This is a genomic window from Klebsiella sp. LTGPAF-6F (assembly GCF_001753185.1).
Taxonomy (GTDB): domain Bacteria; phylum Pseudomonadota; class Gammaproteobacteria; order Enterobacterales; family Enterobacteriaceae; genus Klebsiella; species Klebsiella michiganensis.
Window position 1 is genome coordinate 1741852 of sequence record NZ_CP017450.1, and the last position, 18349, is coordinate 1760200.

The 18349-nt window shown below is 60.8% G+C and carries 16 protein-coding genes; 4 read left to right on the forward strand and 12 right to left on the reverse strand.

The annotated features are described in order from the left end of the window. Positions 1-481: 481 nt before the first annotated feature. Entirely contained in the window at positions 482-1246 is a 765-nt protein-coding gene (locus BJF97_RS08105) for an SDR family NAD(P)-dependent oxidoreductase (protein ID WP_014228329.1), read from the reverse strand. Positions 1247-1428: 182 nt separating this feature from the next. Here BJF97_RS08105 and BJF97_RS08110 point away from each other — a divergent pair, with 182 nt between their 5' ends. Beyond that, the gene (locus BJF97_RS08110; RefSeq protein WP_032693521.1) at positions 1429-2766 is read left to right on the forward strand and encodes an aspartate aminotransferase family protein; all 1338 of its coding nucleotides are present in this window, start codon (positions 1429-1431) and stop codon (positions 2764-2766) included. A 108-nt stretch (positions 2767-2874) separates the two neighbouring features. Here BJF97_RS08110 and BJF97_RS08115 read toward each other — a convergent pair whose 3' ends face one another. From BJF97_RS08115 to BJF97_RS08135, 5 genes are all read right to left on the reverse strand, one after another. Continuing rightward, a complete protein-coding gene (locus tag BJF97_RS08115) occupies positions 2875-3579 on the reverse strand; it encodes an ABC transporter ATP-binding protein (RefSeq protein WP_032693522.1) in 705 nt (234 codons plus the stop codon). Continuing rightward, positions 3566-4402: an ABC transporter ATP-binding protein gene (locus BJF97_RS08120; protein ID WP_032693523.1), complete on the reverse strand. Its 837-nt coding sequence runs from the start codon at positions 4400-4402 to the stop codon at positions 3566-3568. The genes BJF97_RS08115 and BJF97_RS08120 overlap by 14 nt, the downstream gene beginning before the upstream one ends. Next, on the reverse strand, positions 4395-5228 hold the full coding sequence (locus tag BJF97_RS08125; protein ID WP_014228333.1) for an ABC transporter permease: 834 nt from the start codon (positions 5226-5228) through the stop codon (positions 4395-4397). Before BJF97_RS08125 ends, BJF97_RS08120 begins: the two co-directional genes overlap by 8 nt. Further along, positions 5228-6277: an ABC transporter permease gene (locus BJF97_RS08130; RefSeq protein ID WP_032693524.1), complete on the reverse strand. Its 1050-nt coding sequence runs from the start codon at positions 6275-6277 to the stop codon at positions 5228-5230. The genes BJF97_RS08125 and BJF97_RS08130 overlap by 1 nt, the downstream gene beginning before the upstream one ends. A 164-nt stretch (positions 6278-6441) precedes the next feature. Beyond that, positions 6442-8010, reverse strand: coding sequence for an ABC transporter substrate-binding protein (locus BJF97_RS08135; protein WP_025107051.1), 1569 nt, complete (start codon positions 8008-8010; stop codon positions 6442-6444). A gap of 209 nt (positions 8011-8219) precedes the next feature. Between BJF97_RS08135 and BJF97_RS08140 the strand changes: the two genes are divergently transcribed. Continuing rightward, on the forward strand, positions 8220-8915 hold the full coding sequence (locus tag BJF97_RS08140) for a GNAT family N-acetyltransferase (RefSeq protein WP_014228336.1): 696 nt from the start codon (positions 8220-8222) through the stop codon (positions 8913-8915). A 51-nt stretch (positions 8916-8966) separates the two neighbouring features. Here BJF97_RS08140 and betA read toward each other — a convergent pair whose 3' ends face one another. Genes betA through betI form a run of 3 tightly spaced genes read right to left on the reverse strand, consistent with a single transcriptional unit; the run spans position 8967 to position 12722 of the window. Next, entirely contained in the window at positions 8967-10631 is a 1665-nt protein-coding gene (betA, locus tag BJF97_RS08145) for a choline dehydrogenase (RefSeq protein ID WP_014837759.1), read from the reverse strand. A gap of 14 nt (positions 10632-10645) precedes the next feature. Next, a complete protein-coding gene (gene betB / locus BJF97_RS08150; RefSeq protein ID WP_032693525.1) occupies positions 10646-12118 on the reverse strand; it encodes a betaine-aldehyde dehydrogenase in 1473 nt (490 codons plus the stop codon). Between the two features lie 10 nt (positions 12119-12128). Then, a complete protein-coding gene (gene betI, locus BJF97_RS08155) occupies positions 12129-12722 on the reverse strand; it encodes a transcriptional regulator BetI (RefSeq protein WP_032693526.1) in 594 nt (197 codons plus the stop codon). A 128-nt stretch (positions 12723-12850) separates the two neighbouring features. Here betI and betT point away from each other — a divergent pair, with 128 nt between their 5' ends. Further along, positions 12851-14884 (forward strand): choline BCCT transporter BetT, encoded by a 2034-nt coding sequence (gene betT, locus BJF97_RS08160; RefSeq protein WP_025107047.1) that lies wholly within the window; start codon positions 12851-12853, stop codon positions 14882-14884. A 222-nt stretch (positions 14885-15106) separates the two neighbouring features. Further along, positions 15107-15259: a Hok/Gef family protein gene (locus BJF97_RS08165; protein ID WP_004130292.1), complete on the forward strand. Its 153-nt coding sequence runs from the start codon at positions 15107-15109 to the stop codon at positions 15257-15259. A gap of 194 nt (positions 15260-15453) precedes the next feature. On the opposite strand, the gene BJF97_RS08170 is transcribed toward BJF97_RS08165, so the two are convergent. The 3 genes from BJF97_RS08170 to BJF97_RS08180 form a co-directional block, all read right to left on the reverse strand. After that, entirely contained in the window at positions 15454-16239 is a 786-nt protein-coding gene (locus tag BJF97_RS08170) for an SDR family oxidoreductase (protein ID WP_004130297.1), read from the reverse strand. Between the two features lie 179 nt (positions 16240-16418). After that, the gene (locus BJF97_RS08175) at positions 16419-17216 is read right to left on the reverse strand and encodes an SDR family oxidoreductase (RefSeq protein WP_014228342.1); all 798 of its coding nucleotides are present in this window, start codon (positions 17214-17216) and stop codon (positions 16419-16421) included. A gap of 60 nt (positions 17217-17276) precedes the next feature. Beyond that, a complete protein-coding gene (locus BJF97_RS08180) occupies positions 17277-18332 on the reverse strand; it encodes an ABC transporter permease (RefSeq protein WP_004848640.1) in 1056 nt (351 codons plus the stop codon). Positions 18333-18349: the final 17 nt, after the last annotated feature.

The following is an 18349-nucleotide window of genomic DNA, read 5'->3' on the forward strand; positions in this document are numbered from 1 at the left end:
GCGGGGCGGTAGCCCGGGTAAGGTGTTTACGCCGCGACCCGGGATTTCCGGGCTCGGCGCCTGAGGGTGGCAGATTGGGTAGCCCGGACAGGCGCGTCAAGCGCCGCCCCCGGGACGGTGTGGTAGGGGTTCCGTTCACCGCTATTTCGCAGAAAATGTCTCACCGTGGTAGGTGAACGGGTAAAGGGGGAGAAAACCGTCTCCCCCTTTACAATCCCCGCGGTCCCGCAAAGAAATCGGTGCTGCGCACTGCGCTCACCTCCCGGACCTCAGCCTGCGGTCGGCTCAACTCGACATCACTGTCTCGATTCGCCTCTGTCCGCCATCCCTGGCGGCCAGCCCTTGTCTTCGGTCCTCCGGTTCGCCGATTTCAGCGGGGGCCAGGGCATCGCTGCATAACACGTTGTTTCAGAGACATATCCGTAGCTGCATGAAACATTCCCGGAGGCGGCGCTTACGCGCCTCTCCGCTCTACCAAACCTTAATCCCGATCGATGGCGAACGGCTGCCAGGCCTGACGCACCGGCATCACCTCGACCCGGTTGATATTCATATGGTCCGGCAGCGTGGCGATGTAGAACATCTGTTCGGCAATATCCCGCGCGCTCAGCGGCGTGGTACCGCGATACAGGTTGTCCGACGCCGCCTGGTCGCCTTTGGTGCGCACCAGGGTAAATTCCGTTTCGGCAATGCCCGGCGCGAGATCGGTCACGCGCACCCCGGTCCCGAGCAGATCGCAGCGCAGGTTATAGCTGAACTGCTTCACGAAAGCCTTACTGGCGCCGTAGACGTGGCTGCCGGGGTAGGGCCACTGCCCGGCGATAGAGCCGATATTGATGATGCTCGCGCCCGCGCCGTGGTTAATCAGCGTCGGCAGCAGCGCGTGGGTCACGTTGACCAGCCCGGTGACGTTGGTGTCGATCATCGTTTTCCAGTCGTCCAGATCCACTTTCTGCGCGGGCTGCGGCGACAGCGCCAGCCCGGCGTTGTTAATCAGCGTCGTGATATCGGCGAAGCCCGCGGGCAGCGCCGCCACGGCCGCGGCCACCGCATCGCTATCGCGTACGTCGAGTTCGATAATGTGCACCGGCACCTGCGAGGCGAGCTTATCCTGTAGCGTCTTCAGCCGCGCAAAACGGCGTCCGCTCAGCACCAGCGACCAGCCCGCATCGGCGAAGACCTGCGCCGCTGCTTCCCCAAATCCCGAGGTCGCCCCGGTAATAAACACCACTTTGCTCGTTGCCATTTCATTCTCCTGTGCAGGTTGTCGCTCCCACTATAAAAACCGCGCGCGCGCGGGCACAGGGCCAGTCGGCGCGCGGCGATGTGACACGGTGTCACATCATTTTCGCCTGACTGGCTCTATCCGTTTCTCCCCCGCACGGCCAATGATGAGGACAACAACAACGACATGAGAGAGGGCAGGGTATGAAGCTGGCACTACAGAACGAGGTAGCGATAAGCAATGATGAAGTTCGGCTGCTGGATCGCGCTTATGTGTTTCATTCATGGTCGATGCAGGGCAATTTACATCCGCTGGTGATCGCCGGGGCAAAAGGCTGCGAGCTGTGGGATTACGAAGGCAATACTTACCTGGATTTCAGCAGCCAGCTGGTCAACGTCAACATTGGCTATCAGCATCCTCGCGTGCTGGCGGCGATGAAAGCCCAGCTGGAAGAGCTGGTGACCATCGCGCCCGCCACCGCCAACCTCGCCCGCGGCGAAGCGGCGAAGCGGATTGTCGAGCTGGCGCCGGAAGGCTTTAGCAAAGTGTTCTTCACCAACGCCGGCGCCGATGCCAACGAGAACGCCATCCGTATGGCGCGGCTCTATACCGGGCGCGATAAAGTGCTCTCCGCCTATCGCTCCTATCACGGCAATACCGGCAGCGCGATTGCCGCCACCGGCGACTGGCGCCGCGTGCCGAACGAGTATTCACGCGGTCACGTGCACTTCTTTAACCCCTATCTCTACCGCAGCGAATTTAACGCCACGACGGAAGAGGAGGAGTGCCAGCGCGCGCTGGCCCATCTGCGGCGGATGATCGAGTGCGAAGGCCCGAACGCGATAGCCGCGATTCTGCTGGAGTCGATTCCGGGGACCGCCGGGATTCTTGTCCCGCCGGAGGGCTATATGCAGGGCGTGCGGGCGCTGGCCGACGAGTTTGGCATTGTGCTGATCCTCGATGAAGTGATGGCCGGTTTTGGTCGTACCGGGAGCTGGTTCGCCTTCGAGCAGGATGGCGTGGTGCCGGATCTGGTGACTTTCGCCAAAGGGGTTAACGCCGGCTACGTCCCGGCCGGCGGCGTGCTGATTAGCGAGCCAATCGCCCGCTACTTTGATGACCATTTCTTTGCCGGGGGGCTGACCTATTCCGGCCATCCGCTGGCGATGGCGGCGATTGTCGCCACCATTGACGCGATGAAGGAAGAGAAGGTGGTGGAGAACGCGGCGACCATCGGCAACGAAGTGCTGCGTCCGGGGCTGGAAGCGCTGGCGGAGAAGCACGCGATTATCGGCAACGTGCGCGGCCGCGGTCTGTTCCAGGCGCTGGAGCTGGTCAGCAGCCGCGAGCGGAAAACGCCGCTGACCGCTGCCGATATGGCGGCCATTAAAGGCGCGTTAACCGAAGCCGGCCTGCTGGCGTTTGTGGTGGAGAACCGCATTCACGTGGTGCCGCCGTGCACCATCAGCGCCGAACAGGTGGTAAAAGGGCTGGCGATTTTTGATGCGGTATTCGCCCGCTTCGCGAGCCTGGCGAAATAAGGGGATGATTTCCCGGGGCGCGGCGTAAATGCCTTACCCGGGCGACCTTCTCGCAGATGGCGGCGAACCCGTAGCCCCGCTAAGCGTAGCGCGAGCGGGGGCGGGTTTTCAGCCTATCCGATGTTCGCCGTTCACCAGCGCTTCGTGGTTAAAGAAGCGCTGAATCACGCCTTCCGCCATAAACGCCGCCCGGTCTGACATATGGGCAATCACATCGGCATCGTGGCTGACCAGCAGATAGGTCATTCCGTGCTCCTGCTTTAGCCGATTGAGCAGATTCAGTATTTCCGCCTGCACCGACATATCCAGCGCCGACGTTGGCTCATCCAGCAGCAGAATCTTTGGCCGCAGCAGCAGCGCGCGAGCAATCGCCACCCGCTGGCGCTGGCCGCCGGAAAGCTGGTGCGGATAGCGGCGCGCGGCGTCGGCAGGCAGCCCCACCTCTTGCAGGGCGGTGGACACCCGCTGTTCGATCTCGCCGATAGCGTGAATTTTCAGCGGCTCCGCCAGCGTGCGCCATAGCGTATGATTGGGATGCAGCGAGGCGTACGGGTCCTGAAACACCATCTGTACGTTGCGCCGCAGCTCGCCCTGAAAACGCGCGCCCGGCGTAATGGCCTTATCGAACAGTTCAACGCGGCCGCGCCAGTCCCGCTGCAGCCCGGCTAATACCCGCAGAATCGTTGATTTTCCGCAGCCGGATGCGCCGATCAGGCTGAACGTTTCTCCCGCGTCAACGGCAAAGCTGGCGGCGGACACCGCGGTTTTTTCGCCAAAAATAACCTGTAAATCCTTGAGATTAACGACCACCATGCGCCGCCTCCGTCAAGTTCAGGGTTCGGTCGAGGGTCGGCAGCATCTGACCGTAAGTTTGCGCGGCCGGGCGACAGGTCCAGAGCGTACGGGTGTAGGGATGCGTCGCCTTCGGCAGATCTCGCGCCGCCATCTCATCGACCTTTTCCCCTTGATACAGGACCAGCACCCGCTGGCAGTGCTCGGCCACCAGCGGCAGGTCGTGGCTAATCAACAGCATCGCCATCCGCCGCTGTTCGCACTGCTCTACCAGCAGTTCGAGGATCTGATTACGCAGCCGGGCATCGAGGGCTGAAGTGGGCTCATCGGCGATCAGCACCTGCGGATTATTGAGCAGCGCAAGGGCAATCATCACCCGCTGGCCCATCCCGCCGGAGAGTTCGCCTGGATAACGGTTGAGCACCGGTAAATCCAGACCGACGGCGGCAACGGCGGCTTTGACCGCCTCCAGCCGCGCGCGGCGGCTAAGGCGCTGATGCAGAGTTAATGCCTCTTCCAACTGCGCCTGAATGCTTTTTACCGGATTGAGCGCGTAGCGCGGGTCCTGCAGCACCATCGCTATATCGTTGCCGCGTAGCCCGCGCCAGCCGCGGTCGCGAAGGGTTAATGCGTCGCGCCCCAGCACGTTGAGCGCCTCGGCGCTGACGACGCCGGGCCGGCGTACCAGCCCCATCAGGGCGCGGGCGGTCATGGATTTACCGGAGCCGGATTCGCCGACCAGCGCCAGCCGCTCGTTGCCGAGCGTGAAGCTTAAATGGTCCACCACTCTGGCGGTGGGATAGTCGATGGTCAGTCCCTGAACGATCAGGCGAGTATCAGTCATGTTGCGGCTCCAGAACGTCGCGCAGGCCATCGCCCAGCAGGTTAAACGCCAGGCTGGCGATCAGGATAACGGCGCCAGGGGCGGCGGCGATCCACCACTGGTCGAAAATGACCTGCATGCCGTCGGCGATCATCGCGCCCCATTCCGCCATTGGCGGGCGGGCGCCGAGGCCAAGGAAGCCGAGACCGGCAGCGGCGAGAATAATCCCGGCTAGATCCAGCGCCAGCCGGACGATCGCCGAGGGCAGACAGAGCGGCAGAATATGACCCATCAGCAGACGCCAGCCGCGAATGCCCATCATCTCCGCCGCCGCCAGATAGTCGCTGTGGCGCAGGCGCTGAATTTCGCTGCGCGCCTGACGGGCGTAAGCGGGCCAGGTCGTTAGCGCCAGCGCCAGGGCGCCGTTCACCAGGCCCGGGCCGAGCATCGCGACAAACGCGAAGGCCAGAATCAGCCGCGGCATCGACATTACCACGTCGGTAAAACGCATCAGCACGCGCTCCAGCCAGCCGCCGTAATAGCCGGACAGGATCCCCACCAGCAGACCGGCGGGGAGCGTAATCGCCGTCACCAGCGCGACCAGCCCCAGCGCCGGACGGGCGCCGAAAATCAGCCTTGAGAGAAGATCGCGGCCGTAGCTGTCGGTGCCGAGCCAGTGCCGCGGGCCCGGACCCTGCAGCCGCGCGGCGGCGTCCTGCCAGTTCGGGTCGAGAGGAGCCAGCCAGGGTGCAAAGAGCGCAATCAGCAGGAGTACCGTAATGATGATCAGGCCGCAAAAGGCGGCGGGAGAGCGGCGCAGGCGGCGTAAAAAAAGGTAGCCAGGCATCAGCGTATCCTCGGATCGGTCAGCCGCACCAGCAGGTCGGTGAGGTTATTAATCAGCACAAAGCTCGCGCCGATCAGCAGCGTACCGCCCATAATCGCCGTGGTATCGCCGGCAAAGAGCGCGGTGGTCAGATAGCGGCCAATTCCCGGCCAGGAGAAGACGGTTTCGGTCAACACCGCGCCTTCCAGCATGGAGGTCCAGGCGAGGGCGGTCACCGTCAGCAGGGTGCCGCGGATATTGGGCAGGACGTGACGCAGCAGAATCGTCATCTCACCGGCCCCTTTGGCGCGCGCCAGCAGGATGTACTCTTTGTTCATTTCGCTCAGGCAGGCGGAACGGGTCAGGCGGGTGATGCTCGCCAGAGAATAATAGGCCAGCAGCAGCACCGGCAGCAGCAGGTGCCCGGCGGCGTTTTTAACCGCCTCTTTATCACCCGAGAGCCAGGTATCAATGAGCGCAAAGCCGGTGCGCGGTTCGACGGTGTACTGATAAATATCGTCCAGCCGCCCCGGCCCCGGCGTCCACTGCAGTTTGGCGTAAAACAGCGCCAGCATCAGCAGACCGAGCCAGAAAATCGGCACCGAGTTGCCGAGCAGCGTAAAGGTGCGCATCGCCAGATCCCACGGCGAGCCGACGTAGCGGGCGCAAAGAACGCCTGCGATAACGCCCGACAGCGCGCCGATAATCAGCGCCAGCGTAGCCAGTTCGAGGGTGGCCGGGAAAGCGGCAAGCAGGTCGTGCAGCACCGGCTGGCCGGTTGAGCTGGCGATACCGAGATCGCCGTGGGCGAGATTCACCAGATAGCGCCAGAACTGCAGCGGCAACGGCTGGTCGAGGCCGAGCTGGTGACGTACCTGAGCATAGGTGGACTGACTGGCGTGGTCGCCGACGATTTGCAGCACCCGATCCACCGGCGACAGCGCCGAGAGCGCAAAGGTCACCAGCAGCAGGCCGAGCAGCGTCAGGGCCAGCGTCAGCAGTCCCTGAAACAGCGCGAGCAGGGGGCGTTTTGCGCGCCGCTCTGCTCGGGGGGGTAACACAGCAGACATGGTTATTCCGTTGGTAAAAAGTACAGTGTTATCAGCTGGCGCGATCTGTTGTTGTAGCCCGGTCAGCGCAGCGCCACCGGGAAAACATAAGGTATCGGGGCCTGCGTTCCCGGAGGCGGCGCGTTGCGCCTGTCCGGGCTACCTGATCGTACCTGCCCCAGGCGTTATTTGGTTACCCGGTCATACCAGACCATATCGGCATTGAGACCCTGCTGATAACCCTTCACGTTATCGCGAACCACAATCTGGGTTTTACCCTGATCGATAAACACGTAAGGCGAACTGCGCTGCAGCGCCTCCTGCATGTTTTTATACAGATCCAGGCGCTTCGCTGCGTCCGGCTCGGCGACTGCCGCCAGGGTCGCTTTATTCAGCTCCGGGATCTGCCAGCCGTTTAGCCCAGCGACGGTACTGGATTTACCGTCGTTGTACGCAAAGGCGCTGGCGTTAGAGTGGGCATCGAAATAGTCAGGGATCCACAGCCGAATCGCCGCCTGATGCTGTTTGGCGCGCACGCGAGCATAGACCTGACTACCCGCGGCCGGCAGCAAATCCACCTTCACGCCGCCCTGGGCGAAGCTCGCCTGCATCGACTGGGCGATGGTGATAAACGGCGGCTTGTTTTCGACGTCGAGGGTGAAATGCGCCTCTTTGATGCCCGCTTTAGCGAGGATATCTTTGGCTTTTTGCGGGTTGAATGTAAACGGGTTATTGTCCAGCGCGCCCGGCAGGCCGACCGGCAGGAAGCTCTGATGGACGAAATATTGCCCCTTCAGCAAATCTTTCGTGATGCCGTTGTAATCCACCAGCCAGCGCGCCGCTTCCCAGAAGGCCGGGTTTTTCAGCAGCGGGTTGGCGCTGTTGCCGGTATTAAAGACCAGATAGTTCTGCTCAGCGGAAGGGATGCTGAGGACCTTGACGCCCGGTTTACCCTGCAGAGCCGCAATCTGGTCGGCGCCGAGATCGCGCGCCACGTCGGCATCACCCTGCTGGATGAGAAGACGACGTGAGGCCGGGTCCGGAACGTTCTTAATAATGATGCTTTTCAGCTTCGGCGCGCCGCCGGGTGCGCTGCTGTTGGCCTCCAGCACGATGGCCTGATGCGGCTGATAGACCCGCATTTTATACGCGCCGCTGCCCGCCGAGTGCATTTTCAGCCAGCCGTTACCGAAGTCGCTATCTTTGGCGTTCGGGGCGACCTGTTTCTCATCGACGATAGAGGCGATCGGCGTTGAGAGAATATTCAGCGCCACCGCCGGGCTGACGTCGGCGGTCCAGCGGAGCTCCAGGGTATGGTCGTCTACCTTCTTCAGCTGGCTGGCGATGTTATCCGGCTGCCAGCCGAGGACGTTAAGAATAAACGCTGGCGATTTGTTCAGGATGACCGCGCGGGTGTACGAGTAAATGACATCTTCCGGGCGCAGCGGGTTACCGGAGGCGAATTTGGCGTCGGGCTTTAGCTTGATGGTCAGGGTTTTCGCCGCCGGATCGGCCTGCCAGCTTTCGGCCAGGATCGGGGTGATTTTTTCAGGGTTATCGCGGTCCGGCTGCACCAGGCGCTGATAAAGGCTCGGTACCGTCTGGATGCTGGAGAGCTCGTTGGCTTCCGCCGGGTCGAGGCTGACGATATCGTCGAGGCCCTGCGCGACCACCAGGGTCCCCGGCGGCGTGGCGGCGTGAACGGCGGCGGATAACGCGGCGAGCACCAGCAGCGGCAGCAGTTTTTTAGTCATATGCGATCCCTGAAAAAAGTTATTGTGATTATTGATGTTTCGCTACGTTAGGCCGCTTAATTACGGGCGTAAAGTCAAAGATCGGCTAAGTTTATGCTTAAAAAGCATAAGAAAGACCAAGGGGTTATGACGATCGATCGTACCGGGCATCTTCCGGCCATTCGCCTTTCTTGATATAACAATTTGATAACACTACGGGAGAGATAAGCGTGCCGGAAATTAATGAATTTGGTCAGCAGGTCAACGATCGCGTGCCAGGGTGGCAGGGCGCGGGACTTCTGCGCCGCACGGCGTTAAATGGCCGCTTTTGCCGGCTGGAGCCGCTGGATACCGAGCGGCACGCGGCGGATCTGTTTGCCGCCTATGCCCTCGGCGACGACAGCGACTGGACCTGGCTTGCCAGCACCTGCCCACAGAGCGTGGAGTCAACGGCGAACTGGATCACCGGTAAGGTTATGGACGACGGGCTGGTGCCGTATGCGGTTATCGATTTGCGCGCCGAGCGGGCCGTCGGGCTGGTCAGCTATATGGCGATTGAGCGGGCGATGGGCACGGTGGAGATAGGGCACGTCACCTGGTCGCGGGCGATGAAAAATACGCCGCTCGGGACCGAGGCGGTGTGGCTGCTGCTGCAAAATGGTTTTGCTCACGGCTATCGTCGGCTGGAGTGGAAGTGCGATTCGATGAATCTCGCCTCCCGCCGCGCCGCCGACCGGCTGGGGTTTACCTGGGAGGGGCGTCTTCGTCAGAGGATGGTACGCAAAGGACGCACCCGCGATAGCGATATGCTGTCGATTATCGATAGCGAATGGCCCGCGCGCGACGCGGCGCTGCGGGCGTGGCTGGCGCCGGAGAACTTTGATGCTGATGGACGGCAGCTAAAGCGGCTGGAAGATTTCCGTTAGTTTTTCCTCACCCTAACCCTCTCCCGCAGGGAGAGGGGCGGGGGCTTACTCTTACCGGCGAACCGGCGCGCCGTTCGCCACGTAATACGCCGCGGTGCTCTTCGGCAGCGGCTGACGGCCGCGAATGGCGTCAGCCATTTTTTCGCCAATCATGATGGTGGTCGCGTTAAGGTTGCCGGTAATAATCTGCGGCATAATCGAGGCGTCGACCACGCGCAGGCCTTCCAGCCCGTGAACCCGACCTTCGCCATCCACCACCGCCATCTCGTCGTAGCCCATTTTACAGGTGCCGCACGGATGGAAGGCGGTTTCCGCATGATTGCGCACAAACTCATCCAGCTCGGCATCGCTCTGGCACTCCGCCCCCGGACTGATCTCCCGGCCGCGATAGTTATCCAGCGCCGGCTGATGCATGATTTCGCGGGTAATGCGAATCGCGTCGCGGAACTCCTGCCAGTCCTGTTCGCTGGACATATAGTTAAACAGAATCGCCGGATGTTCGTGCGGGTCGCGCGACTTCAGACGCACGTGGCCGCGGCTTGGGGAGCGCATGGAGCCGACGTGGCACTGGAATCCGTGCTCTTTCACCGCGTTTGAGCCGTTGTAGTTAATCGCGACCGGCAGGAAGTGGTACTGAATATTCGGCCACGCAAAGGCTTCCCGGCTGCGAATAAATCCGCCCGCTTCAAACTGGTTGCTGGCGCCGATGCCGGTCCCGCCGAACAGCCATTCGGCGCCGATTTTCGGCTGGTTCCACCACTGCAGCGCCGGGTAGAGCGACACCGGCTCTTTACATTCGTACTGCAGATACATCTCCAGATGATCCTGCAGGTTCTCGCCGACGCCGGGCAGGGCGTGAACCAGCGGAATATCGAACTGGCGCAACAGTTCCGGGCTGCCGACGCCGGAGCGCTGCAGGATTTGCGGCGAAGCGATGGCGCCCGCGCAGAGCAGCACTTCTTTACTGGCGGTGGCGTTTGACGGCGCGGTGCTGTCGCCCTCCAGCCACTCGACGCCGACGGCGCGCTTGCCGGCAAAAATAATGCGATCGGTCAGCGCATGGGTGCGAATGGTCAGATTGGGACGCGCGCGCGCCTGGTCGAGATAGCCGCGCGCGGTGCTGGCGCGGCGTCCCTGCGGCGTCACGGTACGATCCATGGGGCCAAACCCTTCCTGCTGGTAGCCGTTAAGATCGTCGGTGCGCGGGTAGCCGGCCTGTACGCCGGCTTCAATCATCGCGTGGAACAGCGGATTGTTGCCCTGCTTTGGCGTGGTGACGCTGACCGGGCCGTCGCCGCCGTGGTAGTCGTTGGCGCCAATATCGCGGGTTTCCGCTTTGCGGTAGTAGGGCAGGCAGTCGAGGTAGCTCCAGTGCTCAAGCCCCGGCGCCGAGGCCCAGTTATCGAGATCCATAGCGTTGCCGCGGATATAGCACATGCCGTTGATTAACGAGGACCCGCCGAGGCCCTTACCGCGTCCGCACTCCATGCGGCGATTGTTCATATGCGGTTCAGGCTCGGTCTCGTAGGCCCAGTTATAGCGCCGACCCTGTAGAGGAAAGGCCAGCGCGGCGGGCATCTGGGTGCGGAAGTCGAAACGGTAATCCGGGCCGCCCGCTTCCAGCAGCAGGACGGTGGTCTGGGGATCTTCCGTCAGTCGTGTAGCCAGTACGTTGCCGGCGGAACCGGCACCAATAATAATGTAGTCAAACTGCAAAAATGACCTCCTGGTTAAAATATGGATTGAAACGGACCCATCTCAACCTGGATGGATTTGACCTGGGTGTAGCTGTGCAGCGTCTGCACGCCGTTTTCGCGGCCAATCCCGGAGTGCTTGTAGCCGCCAACCGGCATCTCCGCCGGGGATTCGCCCCAGGTGTTGATCCAGCAGATCCCGGCCTCCAGCCGATGAATCAGGCGATGGGCGCGGTTTAAATCCGGCGTGACGACGCCGGCGGCGAGGCCGTATTCGGTGGCGTTGGCGCGGCGAACCGCTTCTTCCTCATCGTCGTAGCTCAGAATCGACATCACCGGGCCGAAGATCTCTTCGCGGACGATGGTCATCTGGTCATCGCAGTCGGTAAACACCGTCGGGGCGACCCACGCGCCGCGGTCGAAGCCTTCGCCTTTCAGCACCTCGCCGCCGCAGAGCAGGCGCGCGCCTTCTTGCTTGCCGATCGCGATGTAGCGCAGCACGTTATCGCGGTGCGGGAAGCTCACCAGCGGCCCGAAGTTGGTGCTTTCAGCAAACGGATCGCCGGGGCGGATACGCGCCACGCGAGCGAGGATTTTCTCTTCAAACGCCGCCTTCAGGCGCGCCGGAACGAATACCCGGGTACCGTTGGTGCAGACCTGTCCTGAGCTATAGAAGTTAGCCATCATCGCGATGTCGGCGGCGAGGTCGAGGTTGGCGTCTTCGCAGACGATCAGCGGCGATTTACCGCCCAGCTCCATGGTGACTTCCTTCAGCGAGGAGGCGGCGGAGTTGGCCATCACTTTTTTGCCGCTGGCGACGCCGCCGGTAAAGGAGATTTTGGCGATGTCCGGGTGCTCGGTGAGATACTGGCCGGTTTCGGCGCCCGTGCCCGGCAGCACGTTAAATACCCCCGCCGGCAGTCCCGCCTCGCGGTAAATTTCCGCCAGCTTCAGGGCGGTGAGCGGGGTGACTTCACTCGGCTTAAAGATCATCGCGTTACCGGCCGCCAGCGCCGGGGCTGATTTCCACAAGGCGATCTGGATCGGGTAGTTCCAGGCGCCGATCCCGGCGACGACGCCCAGCGGTTCCCGGCGGGTGTAGACGAATGCACTGTCGCGCAGCGGGATCTGGCTCCCTTCCAGCGCCGGGATCAGGCCCGCGTAGTACTCCAGCACATCGGCGCCGGTGACGATATCGACGGCGGCGGTTTCGCTCAGCGGTTTGCCGGTATCGAGAGTCTCCAGACGCGCCAGTTCATCGTTGCGATCGCGCAGAATATCGACCGCTTTACGCAGAATGCGCGAACGTTCCATGGCGCTCATCGCCGCCCAGATTTTTTGCCCTTTTTGGGCGCTCTTTACCGCCCGGTCGACGTCTTCGCGGCCGGCGGCCTGGACGGTCGCCAGCACTTCCCCGCTGGCGGGGTTAATCGTCTCGAAGGTTTTACCGCTGGTGGCGGAAACATAACCACCGTCGATGTAAAGCTGCTGTTCGGCCATTCGGGACATGGGTCCTCCATTAGTGAGAAGTCGGTGGCAGATATTGGCTGATGAAGTGCTCGGCGAGCGTTTCGGCGCGGGCTTTATCCAGCGGTTTACCGCTCAGCGCCGCGCGTAGCCACAGCCCGTCGATCAGCGCGGCGAGACCGTATCCGGCCTCCTGCGCCTCTTCGCGCGGCAGGGCGCGCTGAAACTCATAGACGATATTTGACAGCAGTCGCCGGCTGCTGACCTGCTGCAGGCGATAGAGCATCGGCTGATGCATGCTGCTGGCCCAAAAGGCGAGCCAGGCCTTCATTGCCGCGCTGCTTATCTGGCTGTCGTCGAAGTTTCCCGCCACGATGGCGCGCAGGCGTTCCTGCGGGCCGGCGCCGGGCAGGGCGTGCAGACGGCCCAACACCGCCTGGCGCAGCTGGCCGGTGATATCGCGCATCGTCGCTTCCAGCAGCCCGTTCTTATCCTTGAAATAGTGGCTGATGATGCCGGTTGATACGCCAGCCCTCCGGGCGATCTGCGCGATGGTGGCATCGTGCATTCCCACTTCATTGATGGCGGCCAGGGTGGCGTCAATCAGCTGCCGCTGCCGTATCGGTTGCATCCCCAGTTTGGGCATTTCTCAGACTCCATTCATCAGCTTTGTTTATCTATTAAAGCGGTTTTTGATTGGACGTTCAATATAAAATGTGTCTTAATTGTTGCCGATTTTGGTTCTAATAGTTGCAAAAACAGTAAGGAGAATGGATGACAGACCTTTCGCCGAGCAGAGAAAAGGACAAAATCAATCCGGTGGTTTTTTACACTTCCGCCGGACTGATTTTGTTGTTTTCCCTGATGACTCTCTTCTTCAGCGATTTTTCCGCGGCCTGGATTGGCCGTACCCTGAACTGGGTTTCCCGCACCTTTGGCTGGTACTATTTGCTCGCCGCGACGCTCTATATCGTGTTTGTCGTGTGCATCGCCTGCTCGCGTTTCGGTTCGGTGAAGCTCGGGCCGGAACATTCGAAGCCGGAGTTTAGCGTGCTCAGCTGGGCGGCAATGCTGTTCGCCGCCGGTATCGGTATCGACCTGATGTTCTTCTCCGTCGCCGAACCGGTGACCCAGTATATGCAGCCGCCGGAAGGGGCGGGGCAGACCATGGAGGCGGCGCGCCAGGCGATGGTGTGGACGCTGTTTCACTACGGGCTGACCGGCTGGTCGATGTATGCCCTGATGGGGATGGCGCTGGGATACTTTAGCTATCGTTATAATTTACCCCTGACCATCCGCTCCGCGCTCTATCCGATCTTCGGCAAAAAGATTAATGGCCCAATCGGCCACAGCGTGGATATCGCCGCCGTTATCGGCACCATTTTTGGTATCGCCACCACGCTCGGGATTGGCGTGGTGCAGCTAAACTACGGCCTCAACGTGCTGTTTGATATTCCGGACTCGCTGGGCGCGAAAGCGGCGCTGATCGTGCTGTCGGTCATTATCGCCACCATCTCCGTGACCTCCGGGGTGGATAAAGGCATTCGTATTCTTTCCGAGCTTAACGTGGTGCTGGCCCTCGGGCTGATCCTGTTTGTCCTGTTTATGGGCGACACCGAGTTTCTGCTCAACGCACTGGTGCTCAACGTTGGCGACTATGTGAATCGTTTTATGGGCATGACCCTGAACAGCTTCGCCTTCGATCGTCCGGTAGAGTGGATGAACAACTGGACCCTGTTCTTCTGGGCGTGGTGGGTGGCGTGGTCGCCGTTTGTCGGCCTGTTCCTGGCGCGTATTTCACGTGGACGTACCATTCGTCAGTTTGTGGTGGGAACGCTGATTATCCCGTTCACCTTTACCCTGCTGTGGCTGTCGGTGTTCGGCAATAGCGCGCTGTATGAGATCATCCACGGCAATGCGGCCTTCGCCGCCGAGGCGGTCGCCCACCCGGAGCGCGGCTTCTATAACCTGCTGGCGCAGTATCCGGCGTTTACCTTTAGCGCTTCGGTGGCGACGATTACCGGCCTGCTGTTCTATGTGACCTCCGCGGATTCCGGGGCGCTGGTGCTGGGTAACTTCACCTCGAAGCTGAAGGATATCAACAGCGATGCGCCAAACTGGCTGCGGATCTTCTGGTCGGTGGTTATCGGCCTGCTGACCCTCGGGATGCTGATGACTAACGGCATTTCCGCCCTACAGAACGCGACGGTGATTATGGGGCTGCCGTTTAGCTTCGTGATCTTCTTCGTGATGGCGGGGTTATATAAGTCGCTGAAGGTTGAGGATTATCGCCGCGAGAGCGCCAACCGCGACACCGCTCCGCGACCGCTCGGCGTGCAGGATCGCCTGAGCTGGAAGAAGCGCCTGTCGCGGCTGATGAACTATCCCGGCACGCGCTATACCCGCCAGATGATGGAGACGGTGTGCTTCCCGGCGATGGAAGAGGTGGCGCAGGAGCTGAAGCTGCGCGGCGCTTACGTCGAGCTGAAAAGCCTGCCGCCGGAAGAGGGGGACAGCCTGGGCCATCTTGACCTGCTGGTGCATATGGGCGACGAGCAGAACTTTGTTTATCAGATCTGGCCGCAGCAGTACTCCATTCCCGGCTTTACCTACCGGGCGCGCAGCGGGAAGTCGACCTACTATCGTCTGGAGACCTTCCTGCTGGAAGGGAGTCAGGGCAACGACCTGATGGACTACAGCAAAGAGCAGGTCATTACCGATATTCTTGACCAGTACGAGCGTCATTTGAACTTTATCCATCTGCATCGCGAAGCGCCGGGCAACAGCGTGACCTTCCCCGGAATGTAGGCTATCTAAACGTTTTCTGAAAAAGGATTGCGGCTGGTTAAATATACAGTGAATTGCGCAGGGAAGCGTATGATGGCGGCGGGTGCCTGAGGCTTTCTGCGTTCAGGCTTAGGTGAGGATTCAGAAAGACGAAGCCCCAGGAGATGTTCCCATCAACCTGAGGCCTACAATCCAAACCTAGCACGTTGGATAGTAGCCCCTTCTTCGCATGGAGGCAACGAGATGCTGACAAAATACGCCCTGGTGGCAATCATCGTGCTGTGTCTGACAGCGCTGGGATTGACGTTAATGGTGCGCGACTCGCTGTGCGAGCTGAGCATCAAAGAACGTAGTATGGAGTTCAAGGCCGTTCTCGCTTACGAAACGAAGAAGTAGCCGGTATGCGGGGAGCTATCCCCGCTTATCCGCAGGCTGGGTAAGGAACCTTAAGGCACCTTTTTTCTGCTTATGGGGGCAGGATGGACGGCGAGAGAACATCGACCGGTTAAAACAATCGCGCCGCCACCCTGCATACTGCTTCGCTGACGTCAACCTCACCCTTACCGGCATTTTTCTACGCTAAATCCGTTCTACCAGCAGACAAAACCACCATCAACCACCAGGTCAACGCCGGTGCAGAACGAGGCGGCATCGCTGGCGAGGAACAGCGCCGGGCCGGCCATCTCCTCAACCTTCGCCATACGCTGGATCGGCGTCTGGCTTTCGAATTCGCGGGTCTGATGAACCATCTCAGGGCGCGTGTTCATCGGCGTGGCGGTATAGCCGGGGCTGATGGAGTTGACCCGAATCCCTTTGCCGATCCACTCCATCGCCAGGCTTTTTGACAGGTGGATAACGCCCGCTTTAGAGCAGTTGTAGTGCGCCTGATCGAGACCGCGGTTAACAATAATGCCGGACATCGAGGCGATATTAATAATCGAACCGCCGCCCGTTTCCTGCATCAGTTCGGCTTCCGCTTTGCAGGAGTTCCACACGCCGGTCAGGTTAATATCGATAACCCGCTGCCACTGCTCGGTTTCCATCTCCAGCGCCGGATTGGCGTTGGCAATCCCGGCGGCGTTGACGGCTATATCGAGGCGGCCAAAGCGGCTTTTCGCTAATGCCACGCCGGCGCGTAGGTCGCTAAGCTGGCGCACATCACCGGTGTAGAAGCAGGCCTCTCCGCCGATGGCTTCAATATTTTTGACGGTTTCGGCGAGGCCGCCATCTTCACGGAGATCGAAGCAGACGACCCGAGCCCCCGCGCTGGCGAGCCCGTAAGCAATCATCTGGCCGATGCCGCTGCCCGCGCCGGTGACAAAGGCCACGCGGTCCTGCAGGTTAAACAGCTGTTGGGCAAAATCTTTTGCGATCATAGTTATTACTCTCTAAAAAATATTCTTTAGCATGCCCGGTGTTGGCGTTCCCGGAGGCGGCGCGTTGCGCCTGTCCGGACTACGGGGCTTGTGCCGTCGGGTAGCCCGGACAGGTGCGCAGCACCGCCTCCGGGACATGATTTGTGTAGCCTGACCTGAAAAATGCCAGGCTGGCGGCATTACGACATAATCAAGCCGCCATCGATATTGATGGTCTGCCCGGTGAGGTAACGCGCGTCGTCGGAGGCGAGAAACGCCACCAGCCCGGCAACGTCTTCCGGTTTGCCGGCGCGCTTCATCGGAATGCCTTCGACCCACTCCGCCATCAGCTCGCCTTTACCGTAGCGCTTCTGCTCGGTGCTGAGGATTTCGCCCCAGACGCGGTCGTTGTAGTCCCACATCTCGCTTTCGATAATGCCCGGACAGAAGGCGTTAACCGTGATATTCCACGGCGCCAGCTCGTGCGCCAGGCTTTGGGTGATGCCGATCACGCCCATTTTGCTGGCGGCATAGTGCGGGGTGTAGATAAAGCCCTGACGACCCTGGCCGGAAGAGGTGTTGATCAGGCTGCCGTGGTTCTGCTTGACCATATATTTGGCGGCTTCGCGGCAGCACAGCCAGACGCCGGTGGTGTTAACGGCCAGCACTTTTTCAAAGTCGGCCTTCGGCATGCGATCGTAATAGTCGATGGTGATCACGCCTGCGTTCTGGATAGAGACGTCGATGGTGCCGAAACGCGCTGCCGCCTGCTCGTACAGCGACTGCACCTGCGCTTCGTCGGTCACATCAACCTGTAACGACAGGATGTCGGCCTGGTAGCGCTGGCGGAGGGTTTCCGCCGTTTCGTGGACGCGCTCGGCGTTAGAGACCATCACCAGATTCGCGCCGTCGCGCGCAAAGCGCTCGGCAATACCTGCACCAATTCCGCGGCAGGCGCCGGTGATAACAACCGTTTTGTTGTGGAAATTTCTTTGCATGTTTTTCATCCCTTATTGAAGCCGGACGGCAGAGCATCCGGCGGGGTAATAAAGACGTGATTAACTAGTGGCGCCTGCCGCAGCCAGCTTCTCCTCATGGCGGCGCATCAGAATGACTTTGTTCTGCAGTTTCTGCTGGAACTGGTCGACGACGACGGCGGTGACGATAACCACCCCCTTAATGACCATCTGCCAGAAATCGCTGACCCCCATCATCACCATGCCGTCGGCGAGGAAGACGATGACGAACGCGCCAATGATTGACCCGGTCACCCGGCCGCGACCGCCCGCCAGCGCGGTTCCGCCGAGCACGGTGGCGCCAATGGCGTCCATTTCGAACATATTGCCGGTCATCGGGTGCGCGGTTTGCAGCTGCGAGGCGACGATAAGGCCGACGAACGCTGAGCACAGGCCGGAGAAGGCGTAAACGAAGATTTTTGCCTTGACGATAGGCACGCCGGCCAGGCGTGCGGCGGATTCGTTACCGCCGATAGCGTAGATATAGCGGCCCAGCGGGGTTTTGGTGGTCAGCCAGTAGCCCAGCAGCAGGAAGCCGATCATCAGCCAGATTGGCAGATAGATGCCCAACAGCGTCCCGGATCCCAGGGTGGAGAAACCGGTGTTGCCCAGCGCTTCCATGCCGTTGAGGTTGGGGTAGGTACTGCCGTCGTTGAACAGCAGCGCCGAGCCTCTGGCGACATACATCATGCCCAGGGTGCAGATAAAGGGCGCGACGCCGAAGCGGGTGATGACCGCGCCGTTAACGAAGCCAACCAGCACACCGAAGAGCGCCACGCAGAGGATAACTTCCGGTACGTTGAAGAAGATAACGCTGCCGTTCCATAAGGGCAGGCCGTTGGTTAACAGCGCTCCGGCCACCATGCCGCAGATGCCGGCCACGGCGCCGACGGAGAGGTCGATACCGCCCGTCAGGATAACCAGCGTCATGCCGATGGCCAGCAGGCCGGTGATGGCCACGTGCTGGGTCATAATCAGCAGGTTAGATGTGGTCAGGAAATTCGGTACCATCACGCTGAAGAACGCGATAACCAGCAGCAGAGCGATGAACGTTCTGGCCTTCAGCAGGTACATATAAATCATATATTTCTGGTTCATGATGGGTTCCAGCCTGA